The organism is Methylophaga nitratireducenticrescens (assembly GCF_000260985.4).
Lineage (GTDB): Bacteria > Pseudomonadota > Gammaproteobacteria > Nitrosococcales > Methylophagaceae > Methylophaga > Methylophaga nitratireducenticrescens.
Genome location: NC_017857.3, coordinates 2,344,649 through 2,362,500, shown reverse-complemented (window position 1 = coordinate 2,362,500; position 17,852 = coordinate 2,344,649). Strand labels below are relative to the sequence as shown.

Below are 17,852 nucleotides of genomic sequence, written 5' to 3'. Positions count from 1 at the left end.
TGAATGAATACTTCATAGTGAACTTGAGTTTAAGTTGATTATAAAGTGTTTAATACACTGCTCTTTAACAAAACGGGAAGTAAAGTAAACAAGGCGCATTATTGTGTTGTCGTGAGACACGGCAATAATGCACGTAAAGAAACTTATGTAGCAAATACATATAACTCAATTTATTTCGGGTTATATGGTCAAGTGAATAAGCGCACATGGTGGATGCCTTGGCGATAAGAGGCGATGAAGGACGTAGTAATCTGCGAAAAGCGTAGGGGAGCTGATAAACGAGCTTTGAGCCTGCGATCTCCGAATGGGGCAACCCACATACCCTTGGGTATGTATCATTAAGTGAATACATAGCTTAATGAAGCGAACCCGGCGAACTGAAACATCTAAGTAGCCGGAGGAAAAGAAATCAACCGAGATTTCCCTAGTAGCGGCGAGCGAACGGGAAACAGCCTGCAAGTAATATTTAACGTTTTAGTGGAACGAGCTGGAAAGCTTGGCGATACAGGGTGATAGCCCCGTACACGAAAAGGCGTTAAAGGTACTAAGCTTGCGACAAGTAGGGCGGGGCACGAGAAACCTTGTCTGAACATGGGGGGACCATCCTCCAAGGCTAAATACTCCTTATCGACCGATAGTGAACTAGTACCGTGAGGGAAAGGCGAAAAGAACCCCGTTTAGGGGAGTGAAATAGAACCTGAAACCGTGTGCGTACAAGCAGTAGGAGCCCCATCACTAAGCTGCTTTAGTGGTGGGAAACGAAAATACCTTTGATTTTGAGGTGGCGAGCGAGAGCGAGCCCAACCCCAAAACAAGCAGTCAATTTACGTTAGAGAGTAAAGAGGCGGTTTTGAGGTGGCGAGCGAGAGCGAGCCCAACCCCAAAACAAGCAGTCAATTTACGTTAGAGAGTAAAGAGGCGGTTTTGAGGTGGCGAGCGAGAGCGAGCCCAACCCCAAAACAAGCAGTCAATTTACGTTAGAGAGTAAAGAGGCGGTTTTGAGGTGGCGAGCGAGAGCGAGCCCAACTCCAAAACAAACAGAGGTAGCTTAGTGATGGGGTGACTGCGTACCTTTTGTATAATGGGTCAGCGACTTAATTTATGTAGCGAGCTTAACCGAATAGGGGAGGCGAAGGGAAACCGAGTCTTAATAGGGCGACTAGTTGCATGGATTAGACCCGAAACCTGGCGATCTATCCATGGTCAGGCTGAAGGTTGGGTAACACTAACTGGAGGGCCGAACCCACGTATGTTGAAAAATGCGGGGATGAACTGTGGATCGGAGTGAAAGGCTAATCAAGCCAGGAGATAGCTGGTTCTCCTCGAAAGCTATTTAGGTAGCGCCTCATGACTCACTCTTGGGGGTAGAGCACTGTTTGGGCTAGGGGGTCATCCCGACTTACCAACCCCATGCAAACTCCGAATACCGAGAAGTGCAATCATGGGAGACACACGGTGGGTGATAACGTCCATCGTGGAAAGGGAAACAACCCAGACCATCAGCTAAGGTCCCAAAATTATGGCTCAGTGGAAAACGAGGTGGGAAGGCACAGACAGCTAGGAGGTTGGCTTAGAAGCAGCCACCCTTTAAAGAAAGCGTAATAGCTCACTAGTCGAGTCGGCCTGCGCGGAAGATGTACCGGGGCTTAAGCCATATACCGAAGCTATGGATGCCGTGCATCTTTAAACTGATTTACGCTTGTCGCTGAAAGCGACCAAGCCCTCCCGAACGTTAAGTTGGTAGGGGTGGAGAAAGCGCTAAAACGAGTTGGTTTAAAGATGCACGGCATGGTAGAGGAGCGTTGTGTAAGTCTGTGAAGGTGAGTTGAGAAGCTTGCTGGAGATATCACAAGTGCGAATGCTGACATGAGTAACGATAAAGGGGGTGAGAGGCCCCCTCGCCGAAAATCCAAGGTTTCCTGCTCAACGCTAATCGGAGCAGGGTGAGTCGGTCCCTAAGGCGAGGCAGAAATGCGTAGTCGATGGAAAACAGGTTAATATTCCTGTACCGGTTGTTACTGCGATGGGATGACGGAGAAGGTTAGGTTAGCCAACTGTTGGATATGTTGGTTTAAGTGTGTAGGCGTGTGCTATAGGAAAATCCGTAGCGCTAAGCTGAGGCATGATGACGAGTCTCAATGGAGACGAAGTAACTGATACCAGGCTTCCAGGAAAAGTCTCTAAGCTTCAGGTAACAAACGACCGTACCCCAAACCGACACAGGTGGATGGGATGAGAATTCTAAGGCGCTTGAGAGAACTCGGGTGAAGGAACTAGGCAAAATAGCACCGTAACTTCGGGAGAAGGTGTGCCCTTGTTAGGTGAAGCGACTTGCTCGTGGAGCTGAAGAGGGTTGCAGTGAACTGGTGGCTGCGACTGTTTATTAAAAACACAGCACTCTGCAAACACGAAAGTGGACGTATAGGGTGTGACGCCTGCCCGGTGCCGGAAGGTTAATTGATGGGGTTATTCTTCGGAAGAAGCTCTTGATCGAAGCCCCGGTAAACGGCGGCCGTAACTATAACGGTCCTAAGGTAGCGAAATTCCTTGTCGGGTAAGTTCCGACCTGCACGAATGGCGTAACGATGGCCACACTGTCTCCACCCGAGACTCAGTGAAATTGAAATTGCGGTTAAGATGCCGTATACCCGCGGCTAGACGGAAAGACCCCGTGAACCTTTACTACAGCTTTGCACTGAACTTTGAACCTACTTGTGTAGGATAGCTGGGAGGCATCGAAGCGTGAACGCCAGTTTGCGTGGAGCCAACCTTGAAATACCAGCCTGGTATGTTTGGAGTTCTAACCTCGTTCCCTTATCGGGAATAGGGACAGTGTATGGTGGGTAGTTTGACTGGGGCGGTCTCCTCCCAAAGAGTAACGGAGGAGCACGAAGGTACACTAAGTATGGTCGGACATCATACGGTTAGTGCAATGGCAAAAGTGTGCTTGACTGCGAGACAGACACGTCGAGCAGGTACGAAAGTAGGTCATAGTGATCCGGTGGTTCTGAATGGAAGGGCCATCGCTCAACGGATAAAAGGTACTCCGGGGATAACAGGCTGATACCGCCCAAGAGTTCACATCGACGGCGGTGTTTGGCACCTCGATGTCGGCTCATCACATCCTGGGGCTGTAGCCGGTCCCAAGGGTATGGCTGTTCGCCATTTAAAGTGGTACGCGAGCTGGGTTTAGAACGTCGTGAGACAGTTCGGTCCCTATCTGCCGTGGGCGTTGGAAATTTGAGAGGAGCTGCTCCTAGTACGAGAGGACCGGAGTGGACGTACCCCTGGTGTTCGGGTTGTCATGCCAATGGCATTGCCCGGTAGCTATGTACGGACGGGATAACCGCTGAAAGCATCTAAGCGGGAAGCCCCCCTCAAGATTAGATTTCCCTGGACTTTAAGTCCCTGAAGGGCCGTAGAAGACCACTACGTTGATAGGTTGGGTGTGGAAGTGCAGTAATGTATGAAGCTAACCAATACTAATTGCCCGTGAGGCTTGACCATATAACCCCAAGTAAGTTGGGCGCGCATAAGAACCAATACTTTACTTCCCGAATTAGCTTACCCGAAAAGTAAGCAGCCAGTTATGCCTGGCGGCCATAGCGAGTTGGCACCACCTGTTCCCATCCCGAACACAGAAGTGAAACAGCTCAGCGCCGATGATAGTGTGGGAGTTCCCATGTGAAAGTAGGTCACTGCCAGGCTTTAATACAAAAAAAGAGCTCATCCAATCGGATGGGCTCTTTTTTTTGTATTGAGGTTTGGAATTGTTCTGTCTTGAATCGGGAAAACAAAAACACCGGGAGTGTTTTTGGACGCCGTCAGGCGCCCGAAGGGCTGAGCCCATGGATGGGCTCAGTCAAAGTAGGTCAATGCACAAACTACTTCTTCAGGGTGGCCTTTTTTATTATTTGAAGTTTAGATAGTGTGACCTACTTGAACGGAGTGACAAAAACGCCAGGACAGGCAATGCTCCCAGCATTGCTTCTGCATACACTCCATCCATGGAGATAAGCGTTTTTGCATGAGCGAAGCGAGCCCGAAGGGTCAGCCACAGGGAGGTGGCTGATAAAGTAGGTCACTGCCAGGCTTTAATATAAAACGATACCCGGTCCTCATAAAGGCCCGGGTATTTTTTTGTCTTGAAGGTTGGCTTTAATCCTGCCTGAGCATGGGAACACCCCATGTGACATTATCGCCAGGACATGCAATGTTCCAGACATTGCTTTGCATACACTCCGTCCATGGAGATAAGCGATAATGGACGCCGCCAGGCGTCCGAAGGATGAAGAGCATGGAGGCACTTCATCAAAGTAGGTTAACGATAACCGCTTATGCGCTCTAGGCACACATCAACTCCCTGTAAATAAATGTCGGGCTTTTACATAAAACACCAAGTCGATATCAGGCATATTGAGTGATATTCATGTGAGTTAGAAGTTAACCATTTGAAGACAAAAAAGGCTCCGTTTAATGACACGAGACCTTTCTAATATTTATTTGATGTGCCAAAAAATAAATCTTTCATAGAACTTGATCTATTTACCAATAATAGTAAGGATAACCAAATCGTGGATGGTGCCAATATCTATTGTGGTAACCATAATAGGGATAAAAACCGTTATAAAAGAACGGATCATAAAAAGGATCTCGCTGAATCGGCTGATACGGTTGCCACTTATACATCGATGAAACTTCTAATACAGGCATGATCAGCTCTTTCTGGTCTACTTTTCTTGTATCCTCTCCATTTAGTGTGCCGGTAAAAGTCAGTAAGGTTCCTTTTTTGTAAACAACAGGATCAATAAATTCTGTTGTTTTTGCCAGAAAACGGCCATCACTTGAGTGATTTATAATTGGTTTACCGTAATGGTTAAGTGGATATTGAACAATTTGCAGAATCGATGCATCATTATTATTTTCCACACTGACTACTTCACCACCCCAGCGAACATTCTGATTAGCAAAGTTTTCAATATGTCCCTGGATTTCGTTAAGTTGTAGATCGTTACTCGGAGCGGTCGTGATTTGCTTTGGGATATTACTACAACCTGACAGTAAAACTAGTACAAAACTTATCACGGAAAATGCAGACATCTGTTTCATTGGCTGAACCCTTGAAAATTGATTTTACCTATTTAGAACAAAACCAATGTAGTATAAGTTTCATAAATAGACTATTAGCGAAGGTGTTTATATATTTAGGGAGTTTTTTCCTAAAAGTGCTGGACGATTTTAATAAATACTGATAATCTTACTGACAATTTTCTGGTTAAACCTCCCATACTTCATATAATCGCGCTCCCCGCGCGCATCCAAGGTAATCCTGATTTTAAAACCCATTTTAGGTAATACATGAATCTGACAGAACTGAAAAAGCAGTCCGCTGCTGAATTAATGGAACTTGCACTTTCCATGAATCTTGAGGGCCTTGCCCGTAATCGAAAACAAGAACTAATATTTGCACTTGTTAAAGCACATGCCAAACAAGGGGATGACGTCTACACTACGGGCGTTTTAGAATTATTACCGGATGGTTTTGGCTTCTTACGTTCACCTGAAGACTCCTATGTAGCTGGACCTGATGATATATATGTTTCACCCAGCCAAATCCGCCGATTTCACTTAAGAACTGGTGATACCATTAAAGGTAAAATTCGTCCACCTAAAGACAGTGAACGTTATTTTGCTCTAGTGAAAGTTGATGAGATCAACTACGAAAAACCAGAAAACTCCCGTAACAAAGTCCCATTTGAAAACCTCACGCCATTGTTTGCCAATGAAAGATTTAATCTTGAGCGCGGCAATGGCAGTACTGAGGATTTGACAGCTCGTATTATCGATTTGGCTGCACCAATTGGTAAAGGGCAACGTGGTTTGGTTGTCGCGCCACCAAAATCTGGCAAGACCATGATCTTGCAATCAATAGCTCAATCAATCGCCTCAAATTATCCTGAAAGCGATCTGATTGTATTATTGATTGATGAACGTCCGGAAGAAGTCACAGAGATGCAACGTTCTGTAAGAGGAGAGGTTGTCTCAAGTACCTTTGACGAACCGGCAACACGACACGTGCAAGTTGCAGAAATGGTCATTGAGAAAGCGAAGCGCCTTGTAGAACATAAGCATGACGTCGTTATTCTGTTAGATTCAATCACCCGTTTAGCGCGTGCATATAATACAGTATCACCCTCATCCGGGAAGGTCCTTACTGGCGGTGTCGATGCAAATGCTCTGCAACGTCCCAAACGTTTCTTTGGCGCGGCCCGAAATATAGAAGAAGGTGGAAGTTTAACCATTATCGCAACGGCCCTGATTGAAACAGGATCACGTATGGACGAGGTTATTTTCGAAGAATTCAAAGGCACAGGTAATATGGAAGTGTTACTTGAACGGAAATTGGCTGATCGTCGTATTTATCCTGCGATTAATGTTACGCGTTCAGGCACACGCCGTGAAGAATTACTGACTAATGAAGAAGATCTTCAGAAGCTGTGGATCTTACGTAAGATTCTGGCTCCAATGGAACCTATTGAAGCAATGGAATTTCTGATGGATAGGCTAAAATCGACCAAAACCAATGTTGAGTTTTTTGACTCAATGAAGCAAGGGTAATTATCGATTTGTTGTCTGGTCAAGCTGTGCCTCCAGCCATTTTTTTAATGGGTCCGACGGCCGCAGGTAAAACAGATCTGGCACTATTTCTGGCTCAGAATCTACCCGTAGAAATTATCAGTGTGGATTCTGCTCTTGTTTATAAACAAATGGATATTGGCACAGCCAAACCGGATGCATTGACTCTGCAGAAGTATCCCCATCACCTGGTGAATATTCTGGATCCTACAGAGGCCTATTCTGTGGGAAGATTTCGTCAGGAAGCGTTGGCGTTAATGGCTGATATCTCGCAACGGGGAAAAATTCCATTATTGGTTGGTGGAACAATGCTGTATTTTAAAACATTACAATATGGCATTGCAGACTTACCAGAAGCTGACACCCAAGTCCGGTCAAAACTGGAGAATGAGCTTCAGCAATTTGGCTTGACGTATTTGCATAATCGGCTGGCAGAAATAGATCCTGTTTCGGCAAAACGTATTCATAATAATGATCCGCAAAGATTATTACGTGCCTTGGAAGTTTATGAGATTTCTGGAAAATCATTGACTGAATTAACCAAAGATTCAGATTTTTTATTGCCCTATGAAGTCATAAAAATAATTCTATCGCCTTTCGATCGAAAAATTCTTCATCAACGAATCGCTAAAAGATACGAAACAATGATGCAAGCCGGATTTATTGATGAAGTCAGAAAACTGTATCGGCGTGAAGATTTGCATCAAGGATTGCCATCAATTCGTGCTGTAGGCTACCGACAGGCATGGTCTTTTCTGCGCGCAGAGTATGACGAAGCCACCTTTATTGAAAAAGCAATTATTGCTACAAGGCAAATGGCGAAACGTCAGCTGACTTGGTTAAGAGCCCAAAAAGATGGTGTCTGGTTTGACAGTGGTACAGATTTACCAGAACAGCAGGTATTGGATTTTATATGTTACAAGCTGGCTGAATCCGATAATGCTTGACGATTCTGTGCAGCCTTTTAGAATGCCTAATATACAACTTGAAGTTTTAACAATAATAACAACGATGGAGTCGACAATGGCTAAAGCCCAATCCTTGCAGGATCCTTTTTTAAATGCATTACGTCGAGAAAATGTTTCAGTTTCAATATATCTGGTAAATGGTATTAAACTACAGGGCCAGATTGATTCCTTCGATCAATTTGTAATTTTACTGAAGAATTCAGTTAATCAAATGGTCTATAAACATGCCATTTCGACTATTGTGCCTGCAAGAAATGTTCAGATAACCCAAGAAGAATAAGGGAGTTTATTGATTGTTTGATCGGCCTGATAGCAATGCAGCATTTGAAGAGAATTCCGAACAGGAATCAGTTGTTTTAGTTCACCTTGATTTTAATGATCGGGGTTTTGATGAAAAACAACAGGAGTTCCTCGAACTGGTTAATTCAACAGGTACCAATATATCAGCCGTAGTACATGGCAAACGTCAGCGTCCTGATTCAAAGTACTTCGCCGGTTCTGGCAAGGTAGAAGAAATAGCTGAACTTGTAGCAGCCAATGACGCTGCTGTAGTGATTTTTAACCACGAACTATCCCCCAGCCAGGAACGAAATCTTGAACAGAGGTTAAAGTGCAGGGTATTAGGCCGTACCGGCCTGATTCTGGACATCTTTGCTCGAAGAGCCCGCTCGCATGAAGGTAAACTCCAGGTTGAACTCGCACAATTGCAGCACCTTTCCACCCGGCTGGTTCGTGGATGGACTCACTTGGAAAGACAAAAAGGTGGTATTGGTTTACGTGGTCCCGGTGAAACACAATTAGAAACAGATAGAAGGCTGCTTGGGCAACGAATAAAGTCACTTAAAAAGCGTCTTGATAAAGTCCGCTCACAACGAGATCAGGGAAGACGTTCCAGACAACGTTCGGGGATACCTGTTGTTTCTTTGGTGGGTTATACCAACGTAGGTAAATCAACGCTTTTTAATCGAATGACGGCTTCTGATGTGTATGCTGATGATCGTTTGTTTGCGACATTGGATCCTACATTGCGTCGATTAAGATTAGCAGATACGGAACCACTGATAATTGCTGATACAGTCGGATTCATTCGCCAGTTACCGCATGATTTAGTTGAATCTTTCAGTTCCACTTTGGAAGAAACACGGGATGCTTCTCTGCTATTACATGTTGTAGACGCAGCTGCCCTCGACAGGGATGAGTTGATGAAACATGTAGACGATGTTCTGCAGCAGATAGGTGCTGACGAGTTACCGCAATTGATTATTTATAACAAAATTGATCGCCTGGAAAATGTTCAGCCAAAAATTGAACGGGATCAGCAAGGAAAAATACGTCGTATCTGGCTTTCTGCGCAAATAGGCGAAGGCCTGGATCTACTGAGGATGGCATTACAAGAATATTTTCCTGAGCAACTCTCAGCGATTGAATCAGTCAATTAAAACGGACTTTTGGTTGCTATCGGCAACCATGTCCGTAAAATAGATTCATTCGGTTTCGACATTGAAAATCATAAATTAAATTTTGGAGCGGTGCATGGCTTGGAATGAACCCGGTAGTGGTGATAAAGACCCATGGGGTAAGCGTGGTGGCGGCAATGAAGGCCCCCCTGATCTGGATGAAGTAGTAAAAAATCTACAGCGTAAGTTTGCCGGGATGTTTGGCGGCAAAGGTGGTGGGAATAATTCTCAACCGCCAGAAGGTAACAATAAAGCCGGATCTATTGGTGCAGGCTTAATCGCCACTATTATCTTATTGGTGTGGTTGTTATCCGGCATTTACATTGTCGAACCTGCTGAGCGTGGTGTCGTTTTACGCTTTGGTCAGTACAGTCACACTTCCATGCCTGGTCCTCATTGGCATTTTCCTTATCCAATAGATAAGGTTGAGGTGGTCGATGTTGCCAAAATACGTTCAGTTGAGATTGGTTATCGTTCAGCAGGAGGCAGACCAGAAAGCAATGTTTTGTCTGAGTCTTTGATGTTGACCAATGACGAAAATATTGTGGATTTAAAGATCGCTGGCCAATATCGCATTAACGATGCGGCGCAATATCTTTTTAATGTGCGTACTCCAGACACCATTCTCCGTCAAATGATGGAAAGTGCCGTTCGTGAAGTTGTTGGTCAATCGACAATGGACTTTGTATTAACTGAGGGACGGAGTGAAGTTGCCACCCGTACTGAACAACGCTTGCAAGCCATGCTGGATGCACATGCTACCGGTTTGACAGTTACCAGTGTCAGTATGCAGGATGTTCAACCGCCTGAGCAGGTTCAGTCAGCTTTTGCAGACGTGGTCAAAGCGCGTGAAGATGAAGTCAGACAGAAAAATGAAGCCGAAGCTTATGCAAATGATATTATTCCTCGAGCTCGTGGACAGGCTTTCCGTGACATTCAGGAAGCCGAAGCTTATAAGAGTCAGGTGGTTGCAAAAGCGAATGGTGAAGCCAGCCGTTTTGTTCAGGTTATGACCGAATATGAGAAAGCCCCGTTAATAACCCAGGAACGTCTCTATATTGATGCTATGGAGTCAGTCTACAGCCGCAGTCAGAAAGTGATGGTAGATATTGATAGTGGTGGAAACAATGTTCTTTATTTGCCTTTGGATAGAATGCGTAGCAGCAGTAATAGTGCTCCTCGAGTGGATTTAAATAACCTGAATTATCCGGCAACTAATAACAACACTACATCCACCACAAATTCCTCTGCTCAGGATGGATCGCGTAGTCGGGGAGGACGTTAATCATGAGTTCTAAATTTACTGCTATTATTTTTATTGTTGTTCTGGCATTGATCACACTGAGTTCAGCTATCTTTTTTGTGGATGAACGTGAACGCGTTATATTGTTGCGTTTAGGTCAAATTGAGCATGCTGATTTTGAGCCGGGCATTCATTTCAAAATTCCCTTTGTTAATGAGGTTCGTCGTTTTGATGGTCGTATTCTCAGTCTTGACGCTACTCCAGCACGTTACCTGACGGGTGAAAAGAAAAACGTTATTGTGGATTCTTTTATCCTTTGGCGAATTTCAAATGTTGCCGACTACTTCACCTCTATGGGTGGAGATGAAGAAAGTGCCAAATTACGGATATCACAAATCATTAAAGACGGTTTACGTGCCGAATTTGGACGGCGGACTATTCAGGAAGTAGTTTCTGGCGAACGTTCAGAAATGGTCAGTGGTTTGATGGATGAGGCAAACCGGATTTCAAATGAGTTTGGCATTGAAGTCGTTAATGTTCGTATTAAACGTATTGACTTGCCCACTGAAGTCAGTTCATCAGTCTATACACGGATGGAAGCTGAACGTGAAAGGGTAGCGAAAGATTTACGATCACGCGGTGCAGAAGAAGCGGAAAAAATTCGTTCAGATGCAGATAGACAACGTACTGTTATTTTAGCAGAAGCCAATCGCCAGTCTGAAATGTTGCGAGGTGAAGGTGATGCAATAGCAACCCAAATTTATGCGGATGCCTACAGTCAAAATGAAAACTTTTATTCATTCTATCGCCGTTTAGGGGCCTATAAGCATATCTTCCAAGGGGAAGACATGCTGGTCATTGAACCCAAAGGTGACTTCTTTAGCAGTTTTAGTGACCTGAATACATTGGAGCAGTGAATGATTCGCTGATTCACAGCCTCTGGCTTGCTACAGCATTAATGTTGATTATTGAAGGGGTTTTACCATTTATAAACCCCGCAGCATTAAAGCGAGTGTTGCTCCAGGTTGTTTCGATGACAGATCAGCATCTACGTATAACGGGGTTGCTGAGCATGGTCGCTGGCGTGCTGATTTTATACTGGGTTAATTAATTTACATGACACTAAAAGAAAGTTGGTTGCTCCCAGAGGGCATCGATGAGTTAATGCCAGAAGAGGCTACACAACTTGAACGAATGCATCGTTTATTAGTTGATCGCATGCAAAGCTGGGGCTACCACCTTGTTGTACCTCCTTTGATAGAGTATTTGGATTCTTTACTAACGGGAACTGCAAAAACCCTTGATTTGCAAACTTTTAAACTGATCGACCAGTTATCTGGCAGGTTGCTTGGAGTGCGTGCCGATATGACGCCTCAAGTTGCGCGAATTGCTGCTCATCGATTACGCAATAATGCAGAGATATTACGTCTTTGCTATATCGGTAGCGTATTGCATACATTACCTGCCAGCCAAGCCAGTTCACGTAACCCTATCCAGTTAGGAGCTGAAATATACGGTCACGCTGGTCCTGAGAGTGATATGGAAAGTATCCAACTTATGGTCGAACTGCTTGAGATTAGTGGTGCTACCGGTTCGATCTCTTTGGATATCGGCCATGTTGGTATTTATCGAGGATTGGCAGATTACGCTGAATTAGATCAAGAACAGGAGCAAGCAATCTTTTCTGCCATGCAACGCAAGGCTTTGCCGGAAATACTCAATTTATTATCAGGATATGCCATTACTGAAACGGCTAGAAGTATGTTGGCAGCTCTGTCTGAACTAAACGGTGATGTCAGTGTACTGGATAAAGCAAAACAGATATTACATGATGCACCTGATTCAGTATTAAATGCTCTCGACACACTCGTTGTTCTGGCTGAGATGGCAAAACAACGGTTACCCGGCATCCAGTTGAATTTCGACTTGGCTGAGCTTCGAGGCTATCACTACCATACCGGCGTAGTTTTTGCGGCATATCAATCAAATTCGGCACAGGCGATTGCTCTTGGTGGCCGATATGACGATATCGGTCAGGATTTCGGTCATGCTCAACCGGCGACAGGCTTTAGTCTGGATTTGAAAAAACTGGTGACCCGTTTTCCTAAGCCGACTGAAAAGCGTCAGACCATATCGACAGTGTGGTCAATGGATCCACAACAACTGGAATGGGTCACAAACTTACGTGAACAGGGCAATATTGTCGTATTTGAGTTGCCTGGCAGTAAAACTCCAAGCGAAAAAAAATTGATTCAACAAGATGGCCGCTGGCAAGTGGTCGAGACAGGAACTAACACGCGTGGCTAAAAATATTGTAGTAATCGGCTCCCAATGGGGTGATGAAGGGAAAGGCAAAGTTGTTGATTTACTGACTGACAGCGTTTCCGCTGTAGTACGTTTTCAAGGTGGGCATAATGCAGGACATACCTTGGTCATTGAAGGTAAAAAAACTATTTTGCATTTGATACCATCCGGTATCTTACGTGAGCATGTTCAGTGTCTTATCGGCAACGGTGTGGTGTTATCACCCGAAGCATTAATCAAAGAAATGAATGAATTAGAATCGAATGGGATCCCGGTTCGACAACGACTGAAAATCAGTGCTGCCTGCCCATTGATTCTGCCATATCATGTTGCACTTGATGTTGCCAGAGAGTCACGTCGTGGTAAAGATGCGATTGGTACGACTGGCCGTGGTATTGGTCCTGCGTATGAAGATAAAGTGGCACGAAGGGGATTGCGTCTGAGCGATCTTGCCAATGAGCAAAAATTTGTGGATAAACTGCGTGAAGTAGTCAGTTTTCATAACTTTGCTTTGATTAATTATTACCAAGCAGCACCGGTGAGTTTTGAAAAAGTACGTGATGAAACCCTGGCTATGCGTGATGTGTTGCTACAGATGGTTGCCGATGTCCCAGCTATGCTTCAGCAGTATTATCTCAAAGGCGATCGCGTTATGTTTGAAGGGGCTCAAGGTGCCCTGCTGGACATTGATCATGGTACCTATCCCTATGTGACCTCATCCAATACCACTGCAGGTGGAAGCGCGACAGGTGCAGGAGTAGGGCCGTGTCATATTGATTACGTATTAGGTATAACCAAGGCATATGCCACTCGTGTAGGTGCTGGTCCATTTCCATCAGAATTAAGCTGTGGCATCGGTAAGCATCTATCTGAAAAGGGTCATGAAAAAGGTTCCACAACCGGTCGTGATCGCCGTTGTGGCTGGTTGGATATGGTAGCCTTAAAGCGTGCCAGCTGGATCAACAGTATAACGGGCTTATGTTTAACCAAACTGGATGTCTTGGATGGACTGGAAACCATTCGTTTATGTGTTGGTTATAAGCGTAGCGGTGAGGACGTAACTGTTTTACCACTGAGCGCAGATGAATTTGAAGGTTGTGAACCGGTTTATATCGATATGCCTGGTTGGCAGGATTCCACTTTGGGTATTACCCAATTTGATGCTTTACCGGAAAATGCTCGCAACTATATTGACAAAATTCAGGAGCTGGCCGGTGTGCCAATTGATATTATTTCTACAGGACCGGATCGTTGTGAAACTATTATTCGCCGTGATTTATTCAGCCTGTAAAATTAGCTAAAAATACAATAAAACGCCCTCCAAAGAGGGCGTTTTTGTTTATGAGGATTATTTTCTATCAGGCGAAATCGCGGCATATATTGCCGAATAATCAGTATTGTCCAAGCCCATTGAGATGGTTTTATCCAGCAGTCGACTGACGCCTTGTAAAGCGGTTGTGTCAAGCCGCAGTTGTTCCCCGACTTCAAGAAACAATTGAGTATCTTTTGCCAGATGTTTGGTTGGAAAATTGGGCTCGCTAAAATTCCGGTTGCGCATACGGTCCAGTTTTTTATCAAAAGTTGGCGCATAAAGAGCGCTTTCGCGGACAATCTGCATAAATTGTTCAACATCAATCTGATATTCTTCAATTAACGCCAGACTTAATGAAAATGTGACAGTCAGACCAGAAATTAACTGATTCATCGCTAACTTAACAGCAGCTCCCCGGCCTGTTGCACCGATATAACGCGGTGTTTCACCGATTATTTTCAACAGGGGAAGTGCCTGACGATAATTATCTTCCATTCCAGCGGCCATCAGAATCAGTTTGCCGCTACGGGCTTCCGGTAAACTCCCTAACACCGGGCATTCGAGATAAGCTGCTCCGGCACTGCTTAGCTGGGTTTCAATATGCTGAGATTGCTTTGGTGCAATCGTACCCATTTGAATAAATAACTTATCAATAAATGCGTTGGGCTCAACACTGTCCAAAACAGTAGCAATCGCATCAGCATCGCTTAGCAGTAAAATAACTATCTCGCTTTGCTCAACAGCTTCACTCGCAGTCCCACAAATTCGGGCGCCTTGGCTACTTAAATCTGCGATCTTTTCAATGCTTCGGTTATAAATGCTCAATTCACATTTCTGATTGAGAAGGTGTTCTGCAAGCGCCTTGCCCATCAAGCCTCCGCCAAGAATGCCTATTTTCATGATGATTCCTCTTTTTGCGTAACGAAAAAACTATTCTTACATAGATGCTGCGTGCGTTGTGGGATACAATATGCGGGCATTTACAGCCGCTACAGGGGAAAACTGTGTATAAAAAAAACATGAGCATCGCTGATTTTGATGACGAGTTGTTTCAAGCAATTGCAGCAGAAGAACAACGTCAGGAAGATCACATCGAATTAATTGCCTCTGAGAACTATACTAGCCCACGGGTAATGGAAGCTCAGGGCTCATTGTTAACCAACAAATACGCTGAAGGTTATCCCGGCAAACGTTACTATGGTGGTTGTGAGCACGTTGATACAGCTGAAACTTTGGCAATTGAACGGGCAAAAACTTTATTCGGAGCTGATTACGCTAACGTGCAGCCACATTCTGGTTCTCAAGCAAATGCTGCCGTTTATCTGGCTTTATTGCAACCAGGTGACACCATTCTTGGAATGAGTTTGGCTCATGGTGGGCACTTGACCCACGGCGCCAAAGTCAGTGCATCTGGAAAAATTTATAATTCTGTGGTTTACGGTATCAGCTCTGATTCTGGTGAAATTAACTACGATGAAGTCGAGAAACTGGCTAAAGAACACCAGCCAAAAATGATCGTTGCAGGTTTTTCAGCCTACTCACGTCTTATCGATTGGCAAAAATTCCGTGATATTGCTGACTCAGTAGGTGCATATTTACTGGTTGATATGGCCCATGTTGCGGGATTGGTAGCCGCTGGACTGTATCCAAATCCGGTACAAATTGCTGATGTGACCACAACTACCACTCATAAAACATTAAGAGGTCCACGTGGTGGTTTGATTTTGGCAAAATCCAATCCCGAGCTTGAGAAAAAACTGAACTCCGCTGTCTTTCCGGGATTTCAGGGGGGCCCGTTAATGCATGTGATTGCGGCAAAAGCGGTGGCGTTTAAAGAAGCAATGTTACCGGAGTTCAAAACCTATCAACAGCAAGTCGTCAAAAACGCTCAGGCGATGGCCAAAGTCTTTATGGCCCGTGGCTATGATGTGATTTCTAAAGGAACCGATGACCATTTGTTCCTGGTCAGCTTTATTGAAGCGGGACTGACCGGTAAAGAAGTCGATGCCTGGTTGGGTAATGCCCATATTACGGTCAATAAAAATGCTGTGCCTAACGATCCGCAATCACCCTTTGTGACATCAGGCATCCGTGTCGGAACACCTGCGGTTACCACACGTGGTTTCAGCGAGCAGGATTGCACCGATTTGGCTGGCTGGATGTGTGATGTTATTGATAGTCATGGTGATGAAAAAGTGATTGCAGCTATTCGTGACAAAGTCACGACGATCTGTAAACGATTGCCAGTTTATTCATAAGTTTGAGCTGACTGATGCGTTGCCCGTTTTGCGGAGCTGAAGATTCTAAAGTCGTTGATTCGCGCCTTTCTTCCGAGGGGGATGCGATTCGACGTCGTCGTATGTGTCAGGAATGTAATGAGCGGTTTACCACTTATGAAACCGCTGAGCTGAGTTTGCCAAGGTTGATTAAGCGCGATGCCACCCGTGAAGCGTTTGACGAAAATAAATTACGTGCTGGGATAATGCGTGCTTTGGAAAAACGTCCTGTCAGCACTGATGCGATTGACCATTCAGTAAAAACCATCACTCGACGGTTATGGGCAACGGGTGAAAGAGAAGTGCAAAGTCGTCTGGTGGGTGATTGGGTAATGGATGCATTACGTGAACTGGATGAAGTAGCATATGTCCGATTCGCTTCTGTTTATCGAAGCTTTCAGGATGTGAATGCGTTTCGGGAAGAAATTGAACGTATGGAAAATCGTGCATTATCTGATAAAGACAGCTGAATCTTACTATCAGCACCAGTTTGTGCCAACGCATCATTCGAATGCGATTACAATCATAACGAACGATAATCGGTGGAGGCACTCCCAATGAGCCAACACGAACAATTTATGGCACAGGCAATACAACTTGCCTGGAAAGGGTTATATACAGCAGATCCTAACCCACGCGTTGGCTGTGTGATTGTTAAAAATGATCAGATAATCGGCCAGGGGTGGCATCATCGCGCCGGTGAAGCTCATGCCGAGATAAATGCTCTGCATGATGCCGGACATGATGCAGAAGGCGCTGATTGTTATGTAACCCTTGAGCCCTGCAGTCATTTCGGACGAACTCCGCCATGTGCTGATGCTTTAATCCGCGCGGGAATTAAACGTTTATTTGTGGCAATGACTGATCCGAATCCGGTTGTTTCTGGAACGGGTATTAAGCGTATCGAACAGGCGGGTATTGAAGTTCATCAGGGGATTTTGCAATCCCAAGCGGAACAATTAAATCCAGGTTTCATTCAACGTATGCGCCTTGGCAGACCTTTTGTGCGAAGTAAAATAGCGATGAGCCTTGATGGTCGTACAGCAATGGCTTCAGGAGAAAGTAAATGGATAACCGGTCCTGAAGCACGAGCCGATGTACAGAAACTCCGTGCGCGGAGCTCAGCGATCCTGACAGGTGTCGGTACGGTGCTGGCAGATGATCCGTTACTTAACGTTCGTCATGTAGATGATTGGTATCCCCATGGTGAGAGCATTCGGCAACCGTTAAAAGTTATTGTCGACAGTGAGCTACGTATGCCGACTTCAGCCCGGATCCTCAATGACGCTAAAGTATTGTTGTTTACCGCATGTGAGCGAATGGTGCGCGCTGATGTGGAAACCCTTGTATTACCTGCACCAAATAATCAGGTTGATTTGAGCGGCATGCTGGCAGTACTGGCCAAGCGTGAAATTAATGAAGTAATGGTTGAAGCGGGGGCAGTGTTAAATGGTGCATTGTTACGTTCACAGTTAATTGATGAAATGATTTTTTATGTGGCACCAAAACTGATGGGGGATGCAGCCAGAGCAGTATTTCATCTGCCCGGCATGGATCGCATGGCGCAAAATATTCAATTACACATTACCGATATACGGGCAATTGGTCAGGACTGGCGTATTACTGCTGTCCCAGAGTACAACGAGGCTTTTTAAA

The 17,852-nt window shown here is 45.0% G+C and carries 13 protein-coding genes, 2 rRNA genes and 1 pseudogene; 14 read left to right on the top strand and 2 right to left on the bottom strand.

What is annotated here, in order from left to right; all coding sequences use genetic code 11:
* The first annotated feature begins 186 nt into the window (after nt 1–186).
* Nucleotides 187–3,507, top strand: a 23S ribosomal RNA gene (locus Q7A_RS11195).
* An 85-nt stretch (nt 3,508–3,592) separates the two neighbouring features.
* Nucleotides 3,593–3,707: ribosomal RNA gene (gene rrf, locus Q7A_RS11190) — 5S ribosomal RNA — on the top strand.
* Nucleotides 3,708–4,545: 838 nt separating this feature from the next.
* On the opposite strand, the gene Q7A_RS11180 is transcribed toward rrf, so the two are convergent.
* Nucleotides 4,546–5,109 (bottom strand): Slp family lipoprotein, encoded by a 564-nt coding sequence (locus Q7A_RS11180; protein ID WP_014707467.1) that lies wholly within the window; start codon nt 5,107–5,109, stop codon nt 4,546–4,548.
* A 249-nt stretch (nt 5,110–5,358) separates the two neighbouring features.
* Here Q7A_RS11180 and rho point away from each other — a divergent pair, with 249 nt between their 5' ends.
* From rho to Q7A_RS11135, 9 genes and pseudogenes are all read left to right on the top strand, one after another.
* Nucleotides 5,359–6,618, top strand: a complete 1,260-nt coding sequence (rho, locus tag Q7A_RS11175; protein WP_014707466.1) for a transcription termination factor Rho — start codon at nt 5,359–5,361, stop codon at nt 6,616–6,618.
* Nucleotides 6,619–6,665: 47 nt separating this feature from the next.
* On the top strand, nt 6,666–7,583 hold the full coding sequence (gene miaA, locus Q7A_RS11170) for a tRNA (adenosine(37)-N6)-dimethylallyltransferase MiaA (protein ID WP_041355182.1): 918 nt from the start codon (nt 6,666–6,668) through the stop codon (nt 7,581–7,583).
* Between the two features lie 76 nt (nt 7,584–7,659).
* Nucleotides 7,660–7,869: pseudogene (gene hfq, locus Q7A_RS11165) on the top strand (RNA chaperone Hfq); the annotation flags it as partial.
* A gap of 28 nt (nt 7,870–7,897) precedes the next feature.
* Nucleotides 7,898–9,043 (top strand): ribosome rescue GTPase HflX, encoded by a 1,146-nt coding sequence (hflX, locus tag Q7A_RS11160; RefSeq protein WP_014707463.1) that lies wholly within the window; start codon nt 7,898–7,900, stop codon nt 9,041–9,043.
* A 94-nt stretch (nt 9,044–9,137) separates the two neighbouring features.
* Complete coding sequence (gene hflK / locus Q7A_RS11155; RefSeq protein WP_014707462.1) at nt 9,138–10,346, top strand: FtsH protease activity modulator HflK; 1,209 nt, start codon at nt 9,138–9,140, stop codon at nt 10,344–10,346.
* Nucleotides 10,347–10,348: 2 nt separating this feature from the next.
* Nucleotides 10,349–11,221: a protease modulator HflC gene (gene hflC / locus Q7A_RS11150; RefSeq protein WP_014707461.1), complete on the top strand. Its 873-nt coding sequence runs from the start codon at nt 10,349–10,351 to the stop codon at nt 11,219–11,221.
* Nucleotides 11,218–11,415, top strand: a complete 198-nt coding sequence (locus tag Q7A_RS11145) for a DUF2065 domain-containing protein (protein WP_041354576.1) — start codon at nt 11,218–11,220, stop codon at nt 11,413–11,415. The genes hflC and Q7A_RS11145 overlap by 4 nt, the downstream gene beginning before the upstream one ends.
* 5 nt (nt 11,416–11,420) lie before the next feature.
* Nucleotides 11,421–12,611 (top strand): ATP phosphoribosyltransferase regulatory subunit, encoded by a 1,191-nt coding sequence (locus Q7A_RS11140; protein ID WP_014707459.1) that lies wholly within the window; start codon nt 11,421–11,423, stop codon nt 12,609–12,611.
* Nucleotides 12,604–13,899 (top strand): adenylosuccinate synthase, encoded by a 1,296-nt coding sequence (locus Q7A_RS11135; RefSeq protein WP_014707458.1) that lies wholly within the window; start codon nt 12,604–12,606, stop codon nt 13,897–13,899. The genes Q7A_RS11140 and Q7A_RS11135 overlap by 8 nt, the downstream gene beginning before the upstream one ends.
* 57 nt (nt 13,900–13,956) lie before the next feature.
* On the opposite strand, the gene Q7A_RS11130 is transcribed toward Q7A_RS11135, so the two are convergent.
* Nucleotides 13,957–14,820 (bottom strand): NAD(P)-dependent oxidoreductase, encoded by an 864-nt coding sequence (locus Q7A_RS11130; protein ID WP_014707457.1) that lies wholly within the window; start codon nt 14,818–14,820, stop codon nt 13,957–13,959.
* Between the two features lie 104 nt (nt 14,821–14,924).
* On the opposite strand from Q7A_RS11130, the gene glyA reads away from it, so the two are divergent.
* The 3 genes from glyA (at nt 14,925) to ribD (ending at nt 17,851) form a co-directional block, all read left to right on the top strand.
* Complete coding sequence (gene glyA / locus Q7A_RS11125) at nt 14,925–16,178, top strand: serine hydroxymethyltransferase (RefSeq protein ID WP_014707456.1); 1,254 nt, start codon at nt 14,925–14,927, stop codon at nt 16,176–16,178.
* Between the two features lie 14 nt (nt 16,179–16,192).
* Complete coding sequence (nrdR, locus tag Q7A_RS11120) at nt 16,193–16,666, top strand: transcriptional regulator NrdR (RefSeq protein ID WP_014707455.1); 474 nt, start codon at nt 16,193–16,195, stop codon at nt 16,664–16,666.
* Nucleotides 16,667–16,753: 87 nt separating this feature from the next.
* Nucleotides 16,754–17,851: a bifunctional diaminohydroxyphosphoribosylaminopyrimidine deaminase/5-amino-6-(5-phosphoribosylamino)uracil reductase RibD gene (gene ribD / locus Q7A_RS11115; protein ID WP_014707454.1), complete on the top strand. Its 1,098-nt coding sequence runs from the start codon at nt 16,754–16,756 to the stop codon at nt 17,849–17,851.
* Nucleotide 17,852: the final 1 nt, after the last annotated feature.